We start from the raw sequence: 23,508 nt of genomic DNA, 5'->3' as shown, positions 1-23,508 counted from the left end.
GCTGATGCACCGCATTCGCGAGCAAGCCCGCTCCCACAGGGTGATGTATCCATCCAGCAAAACCCAGGGCCCAGAAACAACAAAGCCGCCCGAAGGCGGCCTTGTTGGGTGGAGCACTTACTGGTTAGCCAGCTTGTGTTCCAGGTAGTGAATGTTCACACCACCTTCGCAGAAGCCTTCATCGCGGACCAGGTCCCGATGCAGCGGGATGTTGGTCTTGATGCCGTCGACCACGATTTCGTCCAGGGCGTTGCGCATACGGGCCATGGCCTCGTCACGGGTGGCGCCCCAGGTGATCAGCTTGCCGATCAGCGAGTCGTAGTTGGACGGAACCTTGTAGCCGCTGTACAGGTGCGAATCCACACGTACGCCGTTGCCGCCGGGCGCGTGGAAATGCTTGACCAGGCCAGGGCTTGGGATAAAGGTTTTCGGGTCTTCGGCGTTGATGCGGCACTCCAGGGAGTGGCCGTGCATCTTCACGTCGTCCTGGGTGAAGGACAGCGGGTTGCCGGCGGCGATGCTGAGCATCTCCTTGACGATGTCGATACCGGTGACCATCTCCGACACCGGGTGCTCTACCTGCACACGAGTGTTCATCTCGATGAAGTAGAAACGACCGTTCTCGTACAGGAACTCGAAAGTACCCGCGCCACGGTAGTTGATGTCGATGCACGCCTTGACGCAACGAGCCAGTACTTCCTGGCGCGCTTTTTCGTCCAGGCCCGGTGCTGGCGCTTCTTCCAGGACCTTCTGGTGACGACGTTGCAGCGAGCAATCGCGGTCGCCCAGGTGGATGGCGTGGCCTTGGCCGTCGGACAGTACTTGCACTTCCACGTGACGTGGGTTGGTCAGGTACTTCTCCAGGTAGACCATCGGGTTGCCGAACCAGGCGCCCGCTTCGGAGCGAGTCTGCTTGGCCGCTTCGATCAGGTCTTCTTCCTTGTGCACCACGCGCATGCCGCGACCACCACCGCCACCGGCGGCCTTGATGATCACCGGGTAGCCGACTTCACGACCAATGCGCAGCGCGGTTTCTTCGTCTTCCGGCAGCGGGCCGTCGGAGCCAGGAACGGTAGGCACGCCGGCCGCGATCATGGCGTCCTTGGCCGACACCTTGTCGCCCATCAGGCGAATGGTTTCGGCTTTAGGGCCGATGAAGGCAAACCCGGATTTCTCCACCTGTTCGGCGAAGTCGGCGTTTTCCGCAAGGAAGCCGTAGCCCGGGTGGATGCCATCAGCGCCAGTCACTTCAGCGGCCGCGATGATGTTCGAGACTTTCAGGTACGAGTTCGTGGCCAGTGGCGGGCCAATGCAGATGCTTTCGTCCGCCAGTTTCACGTGCATCAATTCGGTATCGGCCGTCGAGTAAACAGCGACGGTCTTGATGCCCTCTTCCTTACAGGCGCGCAGGATACGCAGCGCGATCTCGCCGCGGTTGGCGATCAGGACTTTTTGCAGTTTCTTCGCAGGTTTCAACATCGAAGGCGCTCCGCGGTTCAAACGATGGTGAACAGCGGCTGGTCGTACTCAACCGGCTGACCGTTTTCTACCAGGATGGATTCGATGACGCCGGCTTTTTCAGCGGTGATGTGGTTCATCATCTTCATCGCTTCAACGATGCAGATGGTGTCACCCACTTTCACGGTCTTGCCGACTTCAACGAAGGCTGGCGAGGTCGGTGCCGGGGTGCGGTAGAAGGTACCGACCATTGGCGACTTGACCACGAAACCGTTCAGCGCAGGAGCAGCTGGAGCGGCAGGTGCAGTGGCGGCAGCCGGAGCGGCGGCTGGAGCAGCAGCCGGCGCCGGTGCTTGCATCTGTGGCGCGTAGAACTGCTGGGCCGGGGTCTTGCTGTGGCGGCTGATCCGTACGGACTCTTCGCCTTCCTTGATTTCCAGCTCGTCGATACCGGATTCTTCCAGCAGTTCGATCAGTTTCTTAACTTTACGGATATCCATGAATCATCAACTCCCAAGGGTCGGTCAGGGGCGCTTGGCCGGTTGTTCAAGTTGTTCCAGGGCGGCCTCCAGGGCCAGTCGGTAACCGCTGGCGCCAAGGCCGCAGATCACACCTACCGCTACGTCGGAGAAGTAGGAGTGATGGCGGAAAGCTTCGCGTTTGTGCACGTTCGACAAATGCACTTCGATGAATGGGATGCTCACCGCCAGCAACGCGTCACGTAATGCAACGCTTGTATGTGTAAAAGCGGCGGGATTGATCAGGATAAAGTCCACGCCTTCGCCGCGCGCGGCATGGATGCGATCAATCAATTCGTACTCGGCATTGCTTTGCAGGTAGAGCAGATGGTGGCCGGCTTCACGGGCCCTGCGCTCCAGGTCGAGGTTGATCTGGTCCAGGGTGACTGCCCCGTAGACGCCCGGTTCACGGGTGCCGAGCAGGTTCAGGTTGGGTCCGTGAAGAACCAGTAAGGTCGCCATCGGCTGTTCCTTGTTATTGATGTGGGTACGGCAGAACCCGGCGACTATGCCGCAAAGCCTTTGTGACTGTCCAGTTCTATGCAGTACGCAGCACGATTAGCGAGGATAGCGCGAAATTTGTGACTGTGGCCGGTGATCCGGTCATGGGTAATACGCTCCTGAATGCCATGAAGGTCAAATGTGGGAGGGGGCTTGCCCCCGATGCCGGTGGATCAGTTACAGATGCTGAGATTGACACACTGCAATCGGGGGCAAGCCCCCTCCCACATTTGATCTCTATAAGGCTGAAGATCGTGTCAGACGCGGAATGCCTGCACGGCGGTGTTGAGCTGCCCACCCAGCACCAGCAAGTGCTCACCTTGGCTGCGGCCCTGGCCGATTCGCAGCAAGTTATCTTCACCCAACTGGTGAATCCGCTCGCTGTTGTCGCGAATCTCACTGACGGCGCCACTCTGCTGTGCCGTCACATCGGCGATGCGCACGGCGGTGTCGGAAATGGTCTGGATAGCCTCGACGATTTCATCCAGCGCGCCGTCCGCTGCCTGGGCTTGCTGGGCGGTCGCCTCGGCGTGTTCGACCTGGGCGCGCATGCCTTGCACCGATTGATGGGCGGCGCTTTGCAGGCCGGCGATCAAGGTCTGGATTTCTGCGGTGGCGCCGGCGGTGCGCTGGGCCAGGGAGCGGACTTCGTCGGCGACCACGGCAAAGCCACGGCCGGCTTCACCGGCGCGGGCGGCCTCGATCGCGGCGTTAAGGGCGAGCAGGTTGGTCTGGTCGGCAATCGAGCGGATCACCGTCAGCACGCCGCCGATGGTGGCTGATTCTTCGGCGAGTTTTTCGATCATCTGCGCATTCTGCTGTACTTCGCCGACCAGGGCATGCAGCCCGGTCAGGCTCAGGCCGATCACACGTTGGCCTTGCTCCACCGCCTGACCGGCACTGCGACTGGCGCCCGCCGCCTGGCTGGCATCGCCTGCGACTTGCTGGATGGTCGCTTCCAGTTCACCCAGCGAATCACGGATCTGCGCGGTATCCCCGGCCTGGCGTTCGGCGCCGTCGTGCAGGCCGCTGCTTAATTCGGCCAGTGCGCGGCTACTGCCGGCGACTTCCTCGGCATTGCCGCGAATCGTACCCACCAAATCCACCAGATAGGCGCGCAGGCGGTTCAAGGAGGCTTCAATGTCGTGCAGCTCGCGGTTGGTCTTACCCAGGGCAATCGGCTGGCTGAAATCGCCCTCGGCCCAAGTCGACAGGGCTGGAGCGAGGTTGGTCAGCACCCGCGCCAGGCGGCGTTGCAGGGTGTCGATCAGCAGCGCGATCAGCAGGATCAGGCCGATCATCACCCCTTGAATCAGGCGCACTTCGCCCTGGATCTTGCCGTGCTGCGCGCGCACCACGGGCTCCAGGCCGGCGATGGCTTGTTGCACGGTGTCGATTTTCTGGTGGGTCTTGGCGGCCAGGTCGGTGCGTTGCTGGATTTGTTCGCGGGTGCGCTTGAGTTCGGCGGGGTAGCGGGTCAGCAGGCTGTTGAGTTCACGCTTGAGGTCGACGCCAGTGTCCTGGGCTTCGGTTTTTTCGGTGTTCTCCAGGCCCATCAGTGCGGAAAAGTCGTCGGCGCTGGATTCGGCGCTGGCCTTCACGCCCAGCAATGGCAGTTGTTCCAGCACATCGGCTTGGCTGCGGATGTTGCTGACTTCGCGCTCCACATCATCGGCCAGTTCCGCGCGCCCGCTGCTCACCAGTTTGTCGCGGGCCAGGGACAGTTTGCCCAGGTGCTGCGACGCAGCCAGCAAAGGCGGCAGATAGCGGGCGGCGTCAGGGGTAGTCACGCCGATGGCGTACTGACTCAATTGCTCCAGGTTCGCGCCTAATTCGCGCTCGGCCTGTAGCAACAAGGCTTGCGGGTCGCCCGCCAGCTTGCCGGCCGCCAGCAGGTCAGTCTTGCTGAACGCATCCAGGTCAACCAGGCTCGGGCGCAGGTTTTGCGCGAGGTCCGCCGGCAACTCATCCAGATGCTGCAACAGGTTTTCCAAGCTCTGGCTGGCACTGCTCAAGCGCAGGGCGTCGCCGCTGGCGAGGTAGTCGTCGATATTACGCGCCGCTTGGTTCTGGAAGGTCTGGGACAGGCCCAGGTAGCGTTCCATTAGCAAATACGGCCGTTCCAGCGCGCGCTGCGACCACCACAGGGTCGCCCCCAGCGCCAGGCACACGGCCACCAGAAGAAGGGTATTGAGATTGGTCAGCAGCTTCAGGCGCATGCGTGGTTTCAACCGACAGCAAAAGATAAGTGCCTGAAGTTATTGCGTTTTCATTACAGGGTTATGACCGAATCAGTGGATTCTGGTGAAAAGGTGGCACTTTGCTTTGATGTGCGCGCAGCCTGCACGCGGTTACGTCCGGCATCCTTGGCGCGGTACAGCGCCTCGTCGGCCTGGGCCGCCATCATCAGGCTATCGGAACCGTCGCACAGTTCGACCAACCCGGCGCTGAAGGTACACCACAAATCCTGGGGTTGGGCGGGGTAGTGGATTTCGGCAAAGCGCCCACGGATTTCATCCAGCACTTTGCACGCCGATTCCAGGTCGGTGTCCGGCATCACGATGGCGAATTCTTCACCGCCGTAGCGCCCGATATAGTCGGTCTTGCGCAAGCGTTGCTTGAGAAACAGCGCCAGGCTCTTGATAACACGGTCGCCCATGGGGTGGCCGTGGCTGTCGTTGACCCGCTTGAAGTGGTCGATATCCAGCATGGCAAAGCTCAGCGGCTTGTTCTCGCGGCGCGCACGAAAGCTGCAGTCTTCGAGCAATTGCAGGATGTGAGTGTGGTTGTACAGGCCGGTCAGGCTGTCGCGCACCATCCGTGCCTTGAGGTTGCGCGCACGCGCCGCGCGATTGCGCACGGTGGTGATCAGGTGGCGCGGCTTGATCGGCTTGGTGAGGAAGTCGTCGCCGCCTTCGCTCATGGCGTCCAGTTGCTTGTCCAGGTCGTCCTCGGCCGACAGGTAGATGATCGGCACGCTCACATAACGGTCGTTATGGCGGATGACCTTGGCCAGTTCGGTACCGGTACAGGCCGGCATATACATGTCGAGGATGATCAGGTCGGGCTGGAAATCCGCCAGCTCGGCCATGGCCTGGATCGGCTCGATCAGCGTGCGGGTGACGATGCCGGCGCTGTTGAGCAGGCGCTCGGTGTGCAGCGCCTGGGCCCGCGAGTCGTCGATGATCAATACTTTATACGGTTCGTATTGGGCGACGCAGGCCAGTACCTCGATCTTCTCCAACAGGCTCGACGCTTCCAGCGTGCCAGTGAGGAACTCCTGGCCCCCAGCGCGCACGGCGGCCAGGCGCGTGGGGGTATCGGTTTCGTGCAGGCTGAAAAACAGCAGCGGCAGCTTTTGCTCCAGGCCTTCCTGGGCTTCGGCGGCGAGCTTGAGGCCCAGGCCGGCGCCGCAGAAATCCACGTCCATTACAATCGCCGAGGGCAGGCGCTCGGCCATCGACGCGCGAAACGCCGCCACGCTGTCGAGGGATTGGGCGCTCATACCAAAGAATTCCAGCTGCTTGGCCAGGCGCTCGGCGCGGTCGTGATCGGCCAGCATCACGTAGATCGGCTTGCGCATGGGCGGCAGGAAAGTTTGTTCGAGCTGGTCGCCCTGGCGCAGGCCGGTACGGGACAGGCGCTGCATCAAGCGATTGAGTTCGGTGATCAAGTGGCTGCTCAGGCGGCCACGGTTTTCGTCCACAGCCTTGAGGGATTCACCGATGTGTCGCGCCAACTGGCCGTGTTCCGGCTGTTCGAAGCGTTCGGCAAAACGCAGCAGGCGCAAATTGGCCTCGCTGAGTTCGGAGAGGTCGGCGCCGGACCATTCGCTGCGTTGCAGGCGCTGCCAGATCTCAAGAATTTGACGTGCCTGATGAATTACCCGCTGGGCAAAATGCTGCTTGAGGCGCTCACGGCTGGGGTCTTCTGGCTCGGTCATATCCTGACTACTAGTTAGGGTGCATGCTGAGGTCGACTGATGGCTCTATGCTAGCACCTCTTTCCGATAGGATGAGTGTCATACGTCAATAAACTGCGTGCCCGTCGCATTCAGTTGCTGACTGGATGGTCGCGCAGCGTAAAAAGCGTGCATCCTTTATAGTCGAACGTGCCCTGTGCGCCAGTTTGGCGAAAAGCCCCGCACGGGTTGGCACGATGGGGTAGGGTTGTGGTCGGAGTGTTTGAACGCACGCCATCAATTCAAGTGCATGAACTCAAGTGATTGAAAGGATATCGCCATGCTGGACTGGAAAAACCGTGCAGGCAGCGCCAAAGGCCCCGCGCCTGAGCCCAAGTCGGCCAACCGCGGCTATTTTCGTACCGTGCTGATGAGCCGCGCCGTGCTCAGCGTGCTCGGCCTGTACCTGTTGGTCACCGGCGCCCTGGGCTGGTACTGGAGCGAAGAGCCGGCGCTGTTTCCGGTGCAGCAGAATGCGCAGTTGGCCGCCGAGAAAGAAGGCAAGCAGATGGTGGTGGGCTACACCACGGTCGAAACCCTCAAGACCGTGGTCGGCACGTTGCTGAACAAGCCCGGTGGCTACATTTCCAACGATCGCTTCCCGCCGGGCCTGTGGATGGACAACATGCCGAGCTGGGAATACGGCGTGCTGGTGCAGGTGCGCGACCTGACCCGCGCCCTGCGTAAAGACTTCGCCCGCTCGCAGTCGCAGTCAGCCGAAGACGCGGATTTGGCCAAGGCCGAGCCACGCTTCAACTTCGACAACAAGAGCTGGGTGCTGCCGTCCAGTGAGTCGGAATATCAGGAAGGCATCAATTCCCTTAGCCGCTACGAAGCACGCCTGTCCGATCCGAACCAGCGCGGCGCACTGTTCTATGCACGTGCCGACAACCTGAACAACTGGCTGGGTGACGTCGCCACTCGCCTGGGCTCGCTGTCGCAACGCCTGTCGGCCAGCGTCGGCCGGGTGAAACTGAACACCGCACTGAAAACCGAAGCCTTGGCGCCGGGTGAAGTGCCGCAGGTCGATGAAGAAGTGGTGGAAACCCCATGGATGCAGATCGACAACGTGTTCTACGAAGCCCGTGGCCAGGCCTGGGCCTTGTCACACTTGCTGCGCGCCATCGAAGTCGACTTTGCCGACGTGCTGGCCAAGAAGAACGCCACGGTCAGCGTGCGCCAGATCATTCGTGAGCTGGAAGCGTCGCAAGAGCCTGTGTGGAGTCCGATGATCCTCAATGGCAGTGGTTTTGGCGTTCTGGCTAACCACTCGCTGGTAATGGCGAACTACATTTCCCGGGCCAACGCTGCAGTGATCGACTTGCGTCAGCTCCTCAACCAGGGTTGATGATGGACGCTACCCAAATGGAGGCCGCCCACCGCGCGGCTTCCGATGCTGAACTGATTTGCTGGGTCGACGAGCAGGACAACCTGCTCGGTCACCTCGTCAGGTCCGACCTTCGCCAGCGCGGTCTGATCGGCCGTTGCACCTTCATATTCCTGTTCAATTCCAAGGGTGAGTTGTGTGTGCATCGACGCACCCTGAGCAAAGCGTTGTACCCCGGTTTCTGGGACACGGCGGCGGGTGGAATGGTGGCGGCGGGAGAGTCATATGCCGTGTCGGCGGCGCGCGAGTTGGAGGAGGAGTTGGGTGTCGGTGGAGTGGAATTGGTCGAACATGACCATTTCTACTTCGAGGATGGCGACAGTCGGCTCTGGTGCACCTCCTACTCCGCCGTTTGGGACGGGCCGTTGCGTTTGCAGCCGGAAGAAGTCATGGAAGCGCGCTTTTTACCCCTTGAAACGGTCCTGCAGGAGGCTGGGCAAAAGCCTTACTGCCCGGATGCCCAGGAAGGGTTGCGTCGTTATCTGGCCTTGCGTCGCTAAAGTTGCATAAATTGGCGCCATTTGGCTCTTAGCAAGTCGGCTTTTTGTGGTTACACTGCGCGACTTTTCACCCGAACCACCATTGTTTCACCCTCCTACAGATAGGGTTGACCTTGGCGGTTCGGTAGCGCTGCCCCTGCCTGAGTGGGGCTTCGCGGTCGGTTCACCTCTTTGCGGGTGCCGATCAGTCTTCATCCTCCCAAGAGGATTGCCGGTGGCCAAAAAAGCCGCATCCTTCGCCGCCCTTGGTGGCCTGGTATTTTCCACCGACGCAGGTCGACACTGCCCGGACTGTCGTCAGCCCGTGGATTCGTGTACCTGCAAACAGACCCTGATCCCTGATGGCGACGGTATTGCCCGCGTACGACGCGAGAGCAAGGGCCGTGGGGGCAAGACGGTGACCACCATCACCGGCGTGCCGTTGGCCGAAGAAGCCCTGAAGGAACTGGCCACGACGCTGAAAAAACGCTGTGGCACCGGAGGCGCGTTGAAAGACGGTGTCATCGAGATCCAGGGCGATCACGTCGAGCTACTGTTGGCCGAGCTGATCAAGCTCGGGTACAAGGCCAAGAAGTCCGGCGGCTGAGAGCCTCTTCCCGACCTGTGTCTAAACTCTGTCCTGCGCGTGGGGTCCTACCTTGCACGCAGGCAAATCGTCATTTTCATTCTTTAGACTGCGCCAGCCTCTGATAGGGGCGGTGCCTTCGACTTCATTTATAGGGGACTTCGATGTCCGTACGACGCACACGCAAAGACGATGGCAGCCAATGGACAGTTGCGGACAGCCGCAGTGTTTACGGGATTCGCCATTGGGGGGCCGGGTATTTCGCGATCAATGATGCCGGTCGCGTTGAAGTCCGTCCGAACGGCCCGAACAGCACGCCGGTCGACCTGTACGAACAAGTCGACGAGCTGCGCAAGAGCGGCCTGTCGTTGCCGCTGCTGGTGCGCTTCCCTGACATCCTGCAAGACCGTGTACGCCAGCTGACCGGTGCTTTCGACGCCAACATCGAGCGCCTGGAATACCAGAGCAAGTACACCGCGCTGTACCCGATCAAGGTGAACCAGCAGGAAGCGGTGATCGAGAACATCATCGCCACCCAGAACGTGTCGATCGGCCTGGAAGCCGGCTCCAAGCCTGAGCTGCTCGCCGTATTGGCGCTGGCGCCGAAGGGCGGCACCATCGTCTGCAACGGTTACAAGGACCGTGAGTTCATCCGCCTCGCGCTGATGGGCCAGAAACTCGGCCACAACGTGTTCATCGTGATCGAGAAAGAATCCGAAGTTGAACTGGTGATCGAAGAGGCCGCCAGCCTCAAGGTCAAGCCACAGGTCGGCCTGCGCGTGCGTTTGTCGTCGCTGGCATCGAGCAAGTGGGCGGACACCGGTGGCGAGAAATCCAAGTTCGGCCTGTCGGCGGCGCAACTGCTGTCCGTGGTCGAGCGCTTCCGCGCGGCCGGTCTGGACCAGGGTATCCGCCTGCTGCACTTCCACATGGGCTCGCAAATCGCCAACCTGGCGGACTACCAGCACGGGTTCAAGGAAGCCATCCGTTACTACGGCGAACTGCGCAACCTCGGCCTGCCGGTGGATCACATCGACGTCGGCGGTGGCCTGGGCGTGGACTACGACGGTACGCACTCGCGTAACGCCAGCTCCATCAACTACGACATGGACGACTACGCGGGAGTGGTCGTGGGCATGCTCAAGGAATTCTGCGACGCGCAGAGCCTGCCGCACCCGAACATCTTCTCCGAAAGCGGCCGTTCCCTGACCGCCCACCACGCCATGCTGGTGGTGCAGGTGACCGACGTCGAGAAACACAACGATGAAATCCCGACCATCGAAAACAAGGAAAGCCTGCCGGAAACCGTGCAATGGCTGGTGGACCTGCTCGGCCCGACCGACATCGAGATGGTCACCGAAACCTACTGGCGCGCCACTCACTACATGAGCGACGTGGCCACCCAGTACGCCGACGGCAAACTGACCCTGGCCGAGAAAGCCCTGGCCGAACAGTGCTACTTCGCCGTGTGCCGCCGCCTGCACAACTCGCTCAAGGCCCGTCAGCGCTCGCACCGCCAGGTGCTGGACGAGCTCAACGACAAGCTGGCCGACAAGTACATCTGCAACTTCTCGGTGTTCCAGAGCCTGCCGGACACCTGGGCCATCGGCCAGGTACTGCCAATCCTGCCGCTGCACCGCCTCGATGAAGAGCCGCTGCGCCGTGCCGTACTGCAAGACCTCACCTGCGACTCCGACGGCAAGATCAAGCAATACGTCGACGAGCAGTCGATCGAGACCAGCCTGCCGGTGCACGCCTTGAACGAAGGCGAGGACTACTTGCTGGGTATCTTCCTGGTCGGTGCTTACCAAGAGATTCTGGGCGACATGCACAACCTGTTTGGTGACACCGACTCGGTGAACATCTACCAGCGTGAAGACGGTTCGGTGTACAGCGCCGGTATCGAGACTCACGACACCATCGAGGACATGCTGCGTTATGTGCACTTGTCGCCGGAGGAGTTGATGACGCATTACCGTGACAAGTGTGCGAGCGCGAAGATCAGTGCCAGTGAGCGCACGCAGTTCCTGGACGCTTTGCGCCTGGGCCTGACACGGTCTTCGTACCTGTCCTCATAACCGCGTACAACGTGCTCTTTGTGGTGAGCGAGCTTGCCTCGCGCGGGGCAAGCCCGCTCACCACATAAGTCAGTCTTCACAGGTATAAGGGGTGGGCGATGTCGAGAGTATTCTTGCAAGCGTTTACCCTGGCCGTCGCGGCATTCCTCGCGGCCTGCTCTCCCATCAAAGTGCTCAATGCACTCACCCCCTCCAACACCTTCACCAAAACCTCTGCCATCGCCTACGGCGATGATCCCCGCCATAAACTCGATATCTACCGGCCAGCTCCTGCTATCTCCAACGCCCCCGTGGTGGTGTTCTTCTACGGCGGCAGCTGGAACAGCGGCTCCAGGGACGACTATGGTTTCGTCGGCGAAGCCCTGGCCTCACGCGGCATCGTGGTGGTGATCGCCGATTACCGGCTTTACCCTCAAGTGCGATATCCCACCTTCCTCCAAGACAACGCCCACGCCGTTGCCTGGACCTATCAACACATCGCCGAACACGGTGGTGATCCCCACCAGCTCTATGTAATGGGGCATAGCTCCGGCGCCTATAACGCGTCAATGCTGGCGCTGGATGCACGTTGGCTGAAAGAGGTTGGCCTGACGCCGTCAATCTTCAAAGGCTGGATCGGCCTGGCCGGCCCCTATGACTTCCTGCCAATTGAAAACCCAGAGGTGAGGCCAGTGTTTTTCTTCCCTGATTCACCGCCGGATTCTCAGCCGATCAATCATGTCAGCGCCAGCGCACCGCCGAGTCTGTTGATGGCCTCGACGGACGACAAGCTGGTCAACCCCACACGCAATACCGGCGGGTTGGCTGACAAGTTGCGGGCGGCAGGTGTTCCAGTGGAGGTGTTCTGTTTCGGCAAGACCAACCACCAGACGCTGGTGGCTGCAATCGCTAAACCGCTGCGCTGGTTGGCACCGGTATTGGACCGGGTGACAGCGTTTATCCAAGCCACTGATCCTGCCGGTTCAAGCGCCAGGCAATCGCCCACAGAGTGAGGCTGCGCAGGGCCATGAACAGCAGGAAGGTTATCCACAGCCCGTGGTTACCCAAGGCCTGCAATGCCCAGGCGAATGGCAATGTCAGCAGCACCGTCAGCAGCATGCCGTTGCGCATTTCCCGCGCGCGGGTTGCGCCGATGAACAGGCCATCCAGCAGGTAACTCCACACCGCAATCAACGGCAGAACCGCCAGATAAGGCAGGTAGAGGTCGGCGGTTTCACGCACGCTGGGGATGTCGGTCTGCATGGCGATAAACAGGTGGCCGCCGACGGTGAACAGCAGCGCAAAGCCAACGCTAGCGATCAACGACCAGCCGCCGGCCACCACCAATGAACGACGCAAGGCCTGGCGGTCATGGGCACCGATGGCGTGGCCGCACAGGGCTTCGACCGCATGCGCCAATCCATCCAGGGCATGGGCGGTCAACAGCAGGCCGTTGAGCAGCAGTGCATTGGCCGCCACGGTGGCATCGCCCAGTCGCGCGCCTTGCACCGTGATCATGAAAAACACCGATTGCAGCGCGAGGCTGCGGATAAAAATGTCGCGGTTGACCGCCAGCAGCGGGCGCCAGCTTTCCCACAGCTTCAGCGCCGCCCAGGCGATATGACCAGGGTAGGCGCGCAGGGCTTTTTGCGTCATCGCCAGGCCGAGCAAGGCGCCGGTCCATTCGGCAATCACCGAGGCGCGGGCGGAGCCGACCACGCCCCAATCCAAGCCGAGTACAAACCACAGGTTCAAGGCGATGTTGACCAGGTTGGTGGTCAGCAGGATCGCCAGCGGCGCGCGGGCGTTCTGCGTGCCGAGGAACCAGCCCACCAGCGCATAGCTGGCCAACGCGGCGGGCAAACCGAACAGGCGGGTGTGGAAGAATTCGCGGGTCAGTTGATTCAGTTCGGGCGAAGGCTGCATCCACTCCAGCGCCAGATGGCTCAGCGGAATACCCACCGTGCCCAGGAGCACCGCCAAACCCAGCGCCAGCAACAGGCCTTGCAGCAGGATTTGCCGCAGCGCCGCCCCGTCATTGCGTCCGGCAGCCTGGGCGGCGAAACCGGTGGACCCCATGCGCAGGAAACCCATGGCCCAGGCGAGGAAGGTGTACAGGCTGGCGCCGACTGCAACGGCACCCAGCTGGTGCGCGTGGGGCAGATGGCCGATGACCATGCTGTCCACCAGCGCCACCAACGGCACCGAGATATTCGACAGGATCATTGGCGCGGCCAGGGCCCAGACGCGGCGGTGTGTGGGGCGGTGGCGCCAGTCGGTGAGTAAGGTGGGCATGCAGGCTCCTTGGGGAGCGGCATTGTAACTGGCTGCCCTTGGCTGTGGGATTTGGCTTGATCAAGGATGACCTCAGAACCAAACCACCCTCCGTCGGTCAATGTGACCAGCACCCCATCGGCCCCCTGCGGGCTGATATATAGTTCACCTCTCGGACCCCCTCACAAACGAGTGCCCCATGCTTAACAAAGGATTGTTCCTGGCCTGCGCGCTGGCCCTGCTGAGCGCCTGCGATTCCTCCGATAAACCAGCGGCCCCGACCGCTCCCGCAGCAGCGACAGTGGCGCCCAAACCGGCCAAGGCCGCGGTGGATGTGGCGGCGCTGAAACAGCGTTATGCCGGGCGTGAGTTAAGTGTGGTGGACGTGTCCGAAGTGCAGCTCGACGGCGCCAGCACGCTCTCTGTGAGCTTTTCCATTCCGTTGGATCCCGATCAAAAATTCGCCGACAAACTTCACCTGGTGGACAGCAAGTCCGGCAAGGTCGATGGCGCCTGGGAAATCTCCGATAACCTGATGGAATTGCGCCTGCGCCACCTGGAGCCACAGCGCAAGCTGGTGCTGACAGTCGACGCCGGTGTGAAGGCGGTCAACGACAACATGCTCGCCGCCGAATACACAGCCCGCCTGGAAACTCGCGACCTGCAAGCCACCGTCGGCTTTGCCAGCCGTGGCACCTTGCTGCCGACACGCCTGGCCGAAGGCCTGCCGGTGATCGCGTTGAACGTCGACAAGATCGATGTCGAATTCTTCCGCATCAAACCCGAATCCCTGTCTACCTTCCTCGCGCAGTGGGGCCGCAACACCAGCCTGCAAAGCTATGAATCCCGCGAACTGCTGCCCTTGGCCGACTTGGTCTACGGCGGCCGTTTCGACCTGAACCCGGCGCGCAACACCCGTGAAACCCTGTTGCTGCCGATCGCCGGCCTCAAGCAACTGCAGCAGCCTGGCGTGTACCTGGCGGTGATGCGGGCTTCGGGCACTTACAACTACTCCCAACCGGCCACGCTATTTACCCTGAGTGATATCGGCCTGTCGGTGCACCGTTACGCCAATCGCCTGGACGTTTTTACCCAGGCGCTGGAAGGCGGCAAGGCACTGGATGGCATCGACCTTGAAGTGCTCGACGCCGAAGGGCGTGTGCTGGGCCAGGGCAAGACCGAGAAGGGCGGCCACGCTGAATTGCCGCTGCCGAAGAAGGCCCAGGTGCTGCTGGCCAAGCAGGGCGAACAGACCAGTATGTTGCGCCTCGACAGCGCGGCGCTGGACCTGGCCGAGTTCGACATTGGCGGCCAACCCTCCCACCCTTTGCAGTTCTTTGTGTTTGGCCCGCGCGACCTGTATCGCCCTGGCGAAACCGTGCTACTCAACGCCCTGCTGCGGGACAAGGACGGCAATGCCGTCAAGCCGCAGCCGGTGAGCGTCGAAGTCCGTCGACCGGATGAGCAGGTCAGCCGCAAATTCGTCTGGGACGCCGATGCCTCTGGCCTCTATCAATATCAACTGCAACTGGCCGGCGAAGCACCGACCGGGCGCTGGCAGTTGGTGTTCGACCTGGGTGATGGCAAGCCGCAGCTGTATGAATTCCTTGTCGAAGACTTCCTGCCCGAGCGCCTGGCGCTGGAACTCAAGGGCAGCGACACCGCGTTGAAACCAGCGGATGACGCGGTGATTCAGGTCACCGGCCGTTACCTGTACGGCGCCCCCGCGTCGGGAAATCGTGTCAGCGGCCAAGTCTATGTGCGGCCGTTGCGCGAAGCGGTCAAAGCGCTGCCGGGCTATCAGTTCGGCTCCGTCACCGAAGAAGAACTGAGTCAGGATTTCGAACTGGAAGAAAGCGTGCTCGACGCCAAGGGCCAGGAAGCACTGACCCTGGAAAGCAAATGGGCCGAGGTCAAGTCGCCGCTGCAACTGATCGTGCAGGCCAGCCTGCAAGAGTCGGGTGGACGGCCGATCACCCGGCGCCTGGTGCAGCCGATCTGGCCGGCCGAGCAATTGCCGGGCCTGCGTGGGCTGTTTGACGGCAAGGAAACCAATGGCGACGGCCCCGCGGAATTCGAAGTGCTGCTGGCCAACCAGGACGGGCAGAAACTCGCCGCGCCCAACCTCAAGGTGCGCCTGGTGCGTGAGCGCCGCGACTACTACTGGAACTACTCCGAGAATGATGGCTGGAGCTATCACTTCAACGAGAAATTCCTCAACCTCGACGAACAGACCCTGAACATCAAGGCCGGCGATACCGCCAAGGTCAGCTTCCAGGTGGAGTGGGGTCCTTACCGCGTCGAGGTCGAAGACCCGCAAACCGGCCTGGTCAGCAGCCTGCGCTTCTGGGCCGGCTACCAGGCCCAGGACAACACCGAAGGCGGTGCCGTGCGCCCGGACCAGGTCAAGCTTGCGCTGGATAAACCCGCGTATGGCGATGGCGACACCGCCAACGTCACCGTGACGCCGCCGGCAGCCGGTAAGGGCTACCTGCTGGTGGAGTCCGCGGAAGGCCCGTTGTGGTGGCAGGAAATCGACGTGCCGGCCGAGGGCAAAAGCTTCGCCGTGAAACTCGATCCGAAATGGTCGCGCCATGATTTGTATGTCAGCGCCTTGGTGATCCGCCCCGGCGAGCGCAAAGCCAACATCACGCCCAAACGTGCGGTGGGCCTGCTGCACCTGCCGCTGGATCGCACCCAGCGCAAGCTTGGCGTGACCCTCAGCGCGCCGGAAAAAATGCGTCCCAAACAGCCGCTCACCGTAAAAATCGCCGCCAAGAATGCCGATGGCAGCGTGCCGAAACAGGTACATGTGCTGGTTGCAGCGGTGGACGTGGGCATCCTGAATATCACCGAATACCCGACGCCGGATCCGTATTCCAGCCTGTTCGGTCGCAAGGCCTATGGTGTGGACCAATTCGATATCTATGGCCAGTTGATCGAAGCCGGCCAGGGCCGATTGGCCAGCCTGGCATTTGGTGGTGATGCGGCGCTGGCTAAAGGCGGCAAGCGCCCGGACACCAGTGTGACCATCGTCGCCCTGCAAAGCGCGCCGGTGACCTTGAATGAGCAAGGCGAGGGCGAAGTCAGCGTCAATATTCCCGATTTCAACGGCGAACTGCGCCTGATGGCCCAGGCCTGGAGCGACGATCGCTACGGCATGGCCGAAGCCAAGACGGTGATTGCCGCACCGCTGATTGCCGAGCTGTCGGCGCCGCGCTTCATGGCGGGTGGTGACCAGACCACGTTGGCGCTGGACCTGTCCAACCTATCGGGCAAACCGCAGAAACTCGATGTACAACTGAGCGCCGATGGGCAATTGGAACTGGTCAGCAGCGGCGCGCAAAGCGTCGAACTCAAGCAAGGCCAGCGCACCACCCTGCGTATCCCGGTGAAAGCCTGGGGCGGGTTGGGGCAGGGTAAGGTCAAGGTGACGGTGAATGGCCTGGACCTGCCGGGCGAGAACCTGCCGCCGTTTACGCGCGAATGGACCTTGGGGGTGCGTCCGGCCTATCCGGCGCTGCTCAAGCACTATCGCGCGGTGCTGAAGGATCAACCGTGGAGCTTGCCGGCGGGGACGCTGGATCAGTTCGACGCCTCGGGGCGCCAGGCGCTGCTGAGCCTGTCGAGTCGGCCGCCGCTGAACCTCGGTGCGCAGATCAGTGCACTCAAGGCCTACCCCTACGGTTGCCTGGAGCAGACCGCCAGCGGCCTGTATCCGTCGCTGTACGCCGATGATGCGCTGCTCAAGCGCCTGGCGATCAAAGGCGAGTCGGACAGCGAACGCAAACGCAAGATCGAGTTGGGCATCGAGCGCCTGTTGGGCATGCAGCGCTACAACGGCAGCTTCGGGTTGTGGGGCGCGGACGGTGAAGAAGAATACTGGCTGACGGCTTACGTCACCGACTTCCTGTTGCGCGCTCGCGATCAGGGTTTTGCCGTGCCGCCTGAAGCGTTGAAAAAGGCCAGCGAGCGTCTGCTGCGCTACGTGCAGGAACGCAACCTGATCGACGTCGATTACAGCGACAATGCCGACCACACCCGCTTTGCCGTGCAGGCCTACGCCGGTATGGTCCTGGCGCGCAGTCAGCAGGCGCCGTTGGGCGCGTTGCGCAGCATCTTCGAACGTCGTAGCGATGCGCGCTCTGGTCTGCCGCTGGTGCAGTTGGCCATCGCGTTGCAGAAGATGGGCGACCAGCCGCGTGCGGACCAAGCCCTGCTCGCTGGCTTGGCCGCGCAACGCAATGCCAATGAATGGCTGGCCGACTACGGCAGCCCGTTGCGCGACCAGGCGATGATCCTGGCCTTGCTGGAAGAGAACGACTTGGCCAAGGGCAAGCGTGAGGAGCGCTTGTTCACGCTGTCGGATCAACTGGCGGCCAGCCCGTATCTGTCGACCCAGGAGCGCAACTCGCTGTTCCTGGCCGGGCGTCTCGGGTTTGCCAAGCCTGATGCGAACTGGCAGGTGTCATTGACGGGCAGTGGCGGTGTGCAGGAACTGAACACTCAACAGTCGACGCTGGAGTTGGAAGGCAAGTGGCTGTCCAGTGATCTGACCTTGAGCAATCAGGGCGAGACGCCGGTGTACCAGCAACTGACGATTTCGGGTTATCCACAGGTGCCACCGGCACCGGGTGGCGACAACCTGAGCATCCGCCGCGAATACCTGGGCATGAACGGCCAACCATTGAACCTGCGCAGCCTCAACAGTGGCGATCTGGTGTTGGTGCATTTGGCGGTGAGTGCCAAGCAGCGCGTGCCGGATGCGTTGGTGGTGGACCTGTTGCCGGCTGGCCTGGAACTGGAGAACCAGAACCTGGCACAAAGCGCTGCCAGCCTGGAAAACGCCAGCAGCCAAGTGAAGGAGTGGCGTGAGTCGATGCAGAACGCATCGCTCAAGCACCAGGAGTTCCGCGATGACCGCTACGTGGCGGCGATCAACCTCGAAGGCTCCGGCACCACGCACCTGCTGTACCTGGCGCGTGCCGTGACGCCGGGCACTTACCGCGTGCCACCGCCGCAGGTGGAGTCGATGTACCGGCCGAACTGGCAGGCGGTGGGGGAGACGCCGGCGGATCTGGTGATCAAGGGGCGTTAATGTAAAACGGGGCCCTGTTCATCATGGCCCCGTTTGTTAATGCACAACCCAGCTCAGTAGCCACAGTCCCAACAGCAACCAGATAATCCCCATGATGATCGACGCCCGCATGAAGGCGCGCACCGCCGAGTACAGCAGCATCAGGCCGATGATCAGGGTGATGATGCTGATGATCGAGGTGTCCATGCCCAAGGTGCGGGACAAGCCATCGATGAAGTTGCCGCCGGCATTGGTCAGTGCACCGAACAGGCCGCTGAGGCCGTCGACGATAAAACGGATGATGGAACCGAGCGCCTGGCCCAACCAGCCGAAAAAGCTTTCTACCTGCATATGTGTGTCCTGATGAGAAGGTGGGCGAATCTGTGCCTTTGGTTGTTATTGCAACAGGCTAGTTCCCTACCAGCATAGAGGTTTGCCCGTTTGAGTTTGCGTTTAGTTGCCCGTTGGACCTTGGCCAGCCTGTTGTTGGTGGTGGCCTTGCTGTGGCTGGCCGACCGCATCTGGCCTCTCCCGTTGCCCAAGGATGACCTGGCGCGTGTGGTATTGGCCGAGGATGGCACGCCGTTGTGGCGGTTTGCCGATGCCAATGGCGTGTGGCGCTACCCGGTGCAAACCAGCGAAGTGTCGCCGTATTACCTGGACGCGCTGCTGACTTATGAGGACCGTTGGTTCTACCAGCATCCCGGTGTGAATCCGCTGGCGCTGGCGCGTGCGACCTGGCAGAACCTCACGGGCACGCGGGTGGTATCGGGCGGCAGCACCCTGTCGATGCAGGTGGCGCGGTTGCTGGATCCGCATTCGCGCACCTTCCATGGCAAGTTGCGCCAGTTGTGGCGCACGGTGCAGTTGGAATGGCACCTGTCCAAGGCCGAAATCCTCAACCTCTACCTGAACCGCGCGCCGTTCGGCGGTACGTTGCAGGGCGTGGCGGCGGCCAGTTGGGCGTACCTGGGCAAATCCCCTGCGCAACTGACCCACGCCGAAGCCGCCTTGCTCGCCGTTCTGCCCCAGGCGCCCAGCCGTTTGCGCCCGGATCGCCATCCCCAGCGCGCTCAGGAAGCCCGCGACAAAGTCTTGCGCCGCCTCGCGGAGTTCCAGGTTTGGCCGCAGTCTGCCGTCGATGAAGCCCTGGAAGAACCGTTGCTGCTCGCCCCACGCCTGGAGCCGAGCCTGGCGCCATTGCTCGCGCGGCGCCTGAATCGTCCCGACAGCCCGCCGCTGATCCGCACCACTCTGGATGCCACCTTGCAACGCCGTCTTGAAGACCTGCTGCTGGGGTGGCGCGCGCGTCTGCCGGAACATACGTCCGCCGCCATCCTGGTGGTGGAAGAGGAAAGCATGGCCGTGCGCGCTTACCTCGGCTCGGTGGACATCAACGACACCAAGCGCTTTGGCCATGTGGACATGATCAGCGCGCTGCGTTCGCCGGGCTCCACGTTGAAACCCTTCCTCTACGGCATGGCCCTGGATGATGGGTTGATTCATTCCGAATCCCTGCTGCAGGACGTGCCCCGGCGTTATGGCGATTACCGGCCGGGCAACTTCTCCATGGGCTTTACCGGTGCGGTGCCGGCAAGTACGGCGCTGTCCAGTTCGCTCAACCTGCCGGCGGTGCAGTTGCTCGAGGCCTATGGGCCCAAGCGCTTTGCCGCCGAAATGCGCATCGGCGGCGTGCCTCTGGCGCTGCCGGCGTTGGCCGAACCGAACCTGGCACTGATCCTGGGCGGTGCAGGCAGTCGTCTCGAAGACCTGGTAAGCGGCTACAGCGCCTTCGCACGGGACGGCAGGAGCGCCACTATTCGATTGCAGCCGGACGATACGCTCAGGGAGCGGCCGCTGTTGTCGCCGGGGTCCGCCTGGATTGTGCGGCGTATCCTCAGTGGCCAGGCACGCCCGGACCGCGACCCGCGTGCCGAGTTGGTGCAACGCCCGGTGCTGGCCTGGAAGACTGGCACCAGCTACGGTTTTCGCGATGCCTGGGCGATCGGCGTAGGCCCGCGTTATCTGATCGGCGTGTGGATCGGCCGCCCGGACGGCACGCCAGTGCCGGGCCAGTTCGGCCTGGCCTCGGCAGCGCCGTTGATGTTGCAGGTGCACGACGTGCTAACCAACCGCGACAGCCAGCGCGGTATCAGCGCCCCTGTGAAACCGGTACCGGCCAATGTCGGCGTGGCGGCGATCTGTTGGCCGCTGGGCCAGCCCATGAGCCGCAGCGATCCCAATTGCCGCCGCCAGCGTTTTGCCTGGACCCTGGATAACACCACGCCGCCGACGTTGCAGGCACTGGATCAGCCGCTGGGCGTGGGCTTGATGGAAAGCGTGTGGGTCAATGCCAAGGGCTTGCGGGTCGACGCCCATTGCCCTGGCGCTGAGCCGAAAAACATCGCCTTGTGGCCCGCACCGCTGGAACCCTGGCTGCCACGGGCCGAACGCCGCGAAGCGCGCATCCCGGCCGCCGACCCCGATTGCCCGCCTCCGGCATTGGCCGCGTCGTCACCGCTGTCGATTGTCGGCGTGCGCGAAGGCGACCAATTGCGCCTGCCCGCCACCAGCCAACAGGCCCTGCGCCTGAAAATCTCCGCCTTGGGCGGCAGCGGCCGGCGCTGGTGGTTCCTTAATGGTGCGCCGTTAGGAGATAGCGCCAACCAGGACTTTATCAACGCCAGTTTCGAGCGCCTGGGCCGCTACCAGCTCAGCGTCCTCGATGAAGCCGGTCAAACGGCCCGGCTTGAGTTCAGCGTCGTCGATTGAATCGCCATCGTTGGCAAGCCGGCTCCTACAAGGGAACGCATTCCAAACCGTAGGAGCCGGCCTGCCGGCGATAGCGGCCTAAAGGTTCACTTGCCTTCAAGGCTAATCCCCCCGAAGCTATCCACCTTCAGGAGTACCGCATGAACCTCGAACACCTCACCGAACGTCTGCACCGCATCCGCGATAACAACGACTGGAAGCAGTTCCACAGCCCGAAAAACCTGGCCATGGCCGCCAGCGTGGAAATGGCCGAGCTGGTGGAAATCTTCCAATGGCTGACCGAAGACCAGTCGCGCCAGTTGCCGGCCGACTCACTCGCCCATGCCGGGCAGGAAGTCGGCGATATCGTGTTGTACCTGCTGTTGCTGTGCAGCGAGTTGGGCCTGGACATGAACGAGGTGGTGCGCGCCAAGTTGGCCGACAGTGAACGGCGGTTTGCCCATGAGTGATCGTCATTTCGACCAACTGGCTACGCGTTTCGCCGAAAAAATCTACGGCGGTGCCAAAGGTGCGATCCGCCTGGCGGTGCTCCAGGCCGACCTGACCGAAGCGCTACCCAAACGCCCTTTGCGCGTGCTGGATATTGGCGCGGGCCTGGGCCATATGTCGCTGTGGTTGGCCGAACAAGGCCATGAGGTCACCCTGGCCGAGCCCGCTGAGCCGATGTTGGAAGGCGCCCGTCAACGCTTCGCGGATGCCGGGCAAACCGCCACCTTTATTCATGCACCCTGGCAAGAGCTGCTCGGCCAACTCACCGAACCCTACGACCTGGTGCTGTGCCACGCGGTATTGGAATGGTTGGCCGAACCCCACGCGATCCTGCCGGTGCTGCATCAGCTCACGGTGCCCGGCGGCTGGCTGTCGCTGGCCTTCTACAACCGCGATGCGCTGATTTACCGCAACCTGCTCAAAGGCCACTTCCGCAAAATGCGCAAGAATGACATGGCCGGCGAAAAGCAGAGCCTGACGCCGCAACAACCCCTCGATCCCCGTGAGTTGGCGGCGCAACTCGAAGGCCTTTGGCAGGTCGAAAGCCAAAGCGGCGTGCGGGTGTTCCACGACTATATGCCGGTGGAATTCCAGGCCCGCGCCGATTTGCAGGACCTTTTGGAGATGGAACTCGCTCACCGTCGTCACCCAAGCTTTGCCGGACTTGGGCGTTATTTGCACTGGATTTGCCGTCCGGTTTAAGCGGCCCAGTCTGCGGAGGTCGAAATGCGTCGTCTCTGTTTGATCCTGTTGTCCCTGGGTTTGGGCGCGTGTTCCAGCCCAAACCCCTATGTTGCCGCTTCGGCGCCGATTCCTCCGGCGCCGCCCCAGGCGGCCAACACCTTTGATGCCAGCGCCTACCCGGCGCCCGTGCGCGACTACGGCGCCTACCGCAATTGGGCCTGGCGCAACGGCCAGTTGCCGGCGGGCACGGCCTGGGCGGATTCGGCGCAGATTGCCGAAGCGGTCAGCGGTGCCCTTGATCAACGCGGGCTGCGCCCGTTGCATGACAATCGCCCGGCAGACCTTTTTGTCAGCGCCGATGTGCGCCTGGAGAAGCGCCTCAAGCAGGTCCAGGATGACTACGGCTACGGTTATGGCGGCTACAACCGCTATGGCAATGGTTACGGCATGTACAACTCGGTGCCGATCGTGCGCACCTATGAAGTGCAGGTCGTGGTGGTTCGCGTCAATCTGTTCGATGCCCGCACCGGCCAGCCGGTGTGGAGTGCCAGTGCGGAAACCGGCAGCCAGGGAAGCCTCAGTGAGCGGGGAGATGCCTTGCGCCAGGCGGTGCAAAAGGCAATGACGGCGTATCCTCCCAGTTAACAGCTATTCTCATCTTTAGCGCGGTCGCTCTTTGGAGAAAAACCATGTTTCGTCGTATCGCTACGCTTGCTCTTGTAGTGCTGCTGGGCGGTTGCCAGACCAGCCAGGTCAACCACGATTTCGACGCCAGCCGGGATTTTGGTGCCTACCGCAGTTGGGCCTGGAAAGACCCGGCGTTGCAATATCGTCCGGATGATCCGCGCATCAAGAGCGACCTGACCGAACAGCGCATCCGCCAGGCCGTGGGTGAACAACTCGACCAGCGCGGCCTGCGCCCAGCGGCGCCGGGCAGCAAGGCTGACCTGAACGTGCAGGCCTACCTGATCGTGGAGGACCGCCAGCAGCAAGTCACCACCAACTACGGCGGCGCCTGGGGCGGCCCATGGAACGGCTATTGGGGCGCGCCGATGTACAACGAAACGCGCAACATCACCTACAAAGTCGCCACCATCCAGATCGACCTGCTCGACGGCAAGGACGGCAAATTGGTGTGGCGCGGCAGCGACGAACAGATGATGGCCACTTCGCCCAACCCCCAGGACCGTGACAAAGCCATCCGCACCACCGTCACCCGCGTCCTCTCCAGCTACCCTCCACACTAGAAATACCTTCCGCCAGTC

At 62.1% G+C, this 23,508-nt stretch carries 18 protein-coding genes; 11 read left to right on the top strand and 7 right to left on the bottom strand.

What is annotated here, in order from left to right:
- Positions 1 to 117 precede the first annotated feature (117 nt).
- From accC to EJ576_RS03870, 5 genes are all read right to left on the bottom strand, one after another.
- On the bottom strand, positions 118 to 1,479 hold the full coding sequence (gene accC / locus EJ576_RS03890) for an acetyl-CoA carboxylase biotin carboxylase subunit (protein ID WP_010213490.1): 1,362 nt from the start codon (positions 1,477 to 1,479) through the stop codon (positions 118 to 120).
- Between the two features lie 17 nt (positions 1,480 to 1,496).
- Positions 1,497 to 1,958: an acetyl-CoA carboxylase biotin carboxyl carrier protein gene (accB, locus tag EJ576_RS03885; RefSeq protein WP_123474023.1), complete on the bottom strand. Its 462-nt coding sequence runs from the start codon at positions 1,956 to 1,958 to the stop codon at positions 1,497 to 1,499.
- Positions 1,959 to 1,982: 24 nt separating this feature from the next.
- Positions 1,983 to 2,438 carry a type II 3-dehydroquinate dehydratase gene (gene aroQ, locus EJ576_RS03880; protein WP_010213488.1) on the bottom strand — a complete coding sequence of 152 codons (456 nt, stop codon included), beginning with the start codon at positions 2,436 to 2,438 and terminating at the stop codon, positions 1,983 to 1,985.
- A 296-nt stretch (positions 2,439 to 2,734) separates the two neighbouring features.
- On the bottom strand, positions 2,735 to 3,778 hold the full coding sequence (locus tag EJ576_RS30150; RefSeq protein ID WP_370468599.1) for a methyl-accepting chemotaxis protein: 1,044 nt from the start codon (positions 3,776 to 3,778) through the stop codon (positions 2,735 to 2,737).
- 971 nt (positions 3,779 to 4,749) lie between these two features.
- On the bottom strand, positions 4,750 to 6,420 hold the full coding sequence (locus EJ576_RS03870; protein WP_123474021.1) for a PleD family two-component system response regulator: 1,671 nt from the start codon (positions 6,418 to 6,420) through the stop codon (positions 4,750 to 4,752).
- Positions 6,421 to 6,808: 388 nt separating this feature from the next.
- On the opposite strand from EJ576_RS03870, the gene EJ576_RS03865 reads away from it, so the two are divergent.
- The 5 genes from EJ576_RS03865 to EJ576_RS03845 all read left to right on the top strand — a co-directional run bounded on the left by EJ576_RS03865 (position 6,809) and on the right by EJ576_RS03845 (position 11,960).
- Positions 6,809 to 7,786: a DUF2333 family protein gene (locus EJ576_RS03865; RefSeq protein ID WP_370468598.1), complete on the top strand. Its 978-nt coding sequence runs from the start codon at positions 6,809 to 6,811 to the stop codon at positions 7,784 to 7,786.
- A 2-nt stretch (positions 7,787 to 7,788) separates the two neighbouring features.
- The gene (locus EJ576_RS03860; RefSeq protein ID WP_095014536.1) at positions 7,789 to 8,325 is read left to right on the top strand and encodes an NUDIX hydrolase; all 537 of its coding nucleotides are present in this window, start codon (positions 7,789 to 7,791) and stop codon (positions 8,323 to 8,325) included.
- Between the two features lie 214 nt (positions 8,326 to 8,539).
- Positions 8,540 to 8,911: a translation initiation factor Sui1 gene (locus EJ576_RS03855; protein WP_123474020.1), complete on the top strand. Its 372-nt coding sequence runs from the start codon at positions 8,540 to 8,542 to the stop codon at positions 8,909 to 8,911.
- 143 nt (positions 8,912 to 9,054) lie between these two features.
- On the top strand, positions 9,055 to 10,968 hold the full coding sequence (gene speA, locus EJ576_RS03850; RefSeq protein WP_065925556.1) for an arginine decarboxylase: 1,914 nt from the start codon (positions 9,055 to 9,057) through the stop codon (positions 10,966 to 10,968).
- 98 nt (positions 10,969 to 11,066) lie between these two features.
- On the top strand, positions 11,067 to 11,960 hold the full coding sequence (locus tag EJ576_RS03845; RefSeq protein WP_126569601.1) for an alpha/beta hydrolase: 894 nt from the start codon (positions 11,067 to 11,069) through the stop codon (positions 11,958 to 11,960).
- Here the strand turns inward: EJ576_RS03845 and EJ576_RS03840 are convergent.
- A complete protein-coding gene (locus EJ576_RS03840) occupies positions 11,905 to 13,242 on the bottom strand; it encodes an MATE family efflux transporter (RefSeq protein WP_126569600.1) in 1,338 nt (445 codons plus the stop codon). The genes EJ576_RS03845 and EJ576_RS03840 overlap by 56 nt on opposite strands.
- A 178-nt stretch (positions 13,243 to 13,420) precedes the next feature.
- Between EJ576_RS03840 and EJ576_RS03835 the strand changes: the two genes are divergently transcribed.
- On the top strand, positions 13,421 to 18,319 hold the full coding sequence (locus EJ576_RS03835; RefSeq protein WP_126569599.1) for an alpha-2-macroglobulin: 4,899 nt from the start codon (positions 13,421 to 13,423) through the stop codon (positions 18,317 to 18,319).
- 36 nt (positions 18,320 to 18,355) lie between these two features.
- On the opposite strand, the gene EJ576_RS03830 is transcribed toward EJ576_RS03835, so the two are convergent.
- A complete protein-coding gene (locus EJ576_RS03830) occupies positions 18,356 to 18,649 on the bottom strand; it encodes a hypothetical protein (protein ID WP_016977007.1) in 294 nt (97 codons plus the stop codon).
- Positions 18,650 to 18,739: 90 nt separating this feature from the next.
- On the opposite strand from EJ576_RS03830, the gene pbpC reads away from it, so the two are divergent.
- The 5 genes from pbpC to EJ576_RS03805 all read left to right on the top strand — a co-directional run bounded on the left by pbpC (position 18,740) and on the right by EJ576_RS03805 (position 23,490).
- Complete coding sequence (gene pbpC / locus EJ576_RS03825) at positions 18,740 to 21,070, top strand: peptidoglycan glycosyltransferase PbpC (protein WP_126569598.1); 2,331 nt, start codon at positions 18,740 to 18,742, stop codon at positions 21,068 to 21,070.
- Positions 21,071 to 21,210: 140 nt separating this feature from the next.
- A complete protein-coding gene (locus EJ576_RS03820) occupies positions 21,211 to 21,519 on the top strand; it encodes a MazG-like family protein (RefSeq protein WP_122730679.1) in 309 nt (102 codons plus the stop codon).
- Positions 21,512 to 22,261, top strand: a complete 750-nt coding sequence (locus EJ576_RS03815) for a methyltransferase (protein ID WP_122730681.1) — start codon at positions 21,512 to 21,514, stop codon at positions 22,259 to 22,261. Before EJ576_RS03820 ends, EJ576_RS03815 begins: the two co-directional genes overlap by 8 nt.
- A 24-nt stretch (positions 22,262 to 22,285) precedes the next feature.
- The gene (locus EJ576_RS03810) at positions 22,286 to 22,888 is read left to right on the top strand and encodes a DUF4136 domain-containing protein (protein ID WP_016977011.1); all 603 of its coding nucleotides are present in this window, start codon (positions 22,286 to 22,288) and stop codon (positions 22,886 to 22,888) included.
- 44 nt (positions 22,889 to 22,932) lie between these two features.
- Entirely contained in the window at positions 22,933 to 23,490 is a 558-nt protein-coding gene (locus EJ576_RS03805) for a DUF4136 domain-containing protein (RefSeq protein ID WP_028615587.1), read from the top strand.
- The last annotated feature ends 18 nt before the right edge of the window (positions 23,491 to 23,508 follow it).

Origin of the sequence: Pseudomonas sp. C 49-2, assembly GCF_003970195.1 — a bacterium.
GTDB lineage: Bacteria > Pseudomonadota > Gammaproteobacteria > Pseudomonadales > Pseudomonadaceae > Aquipseudomonas > Aquipseudomonas canadensis.
The sequence above is the reverse complement of the archived record's forward strand: the minus strand, read 5'-3'. Positions and strand labels throughout refer to the sequence as shown.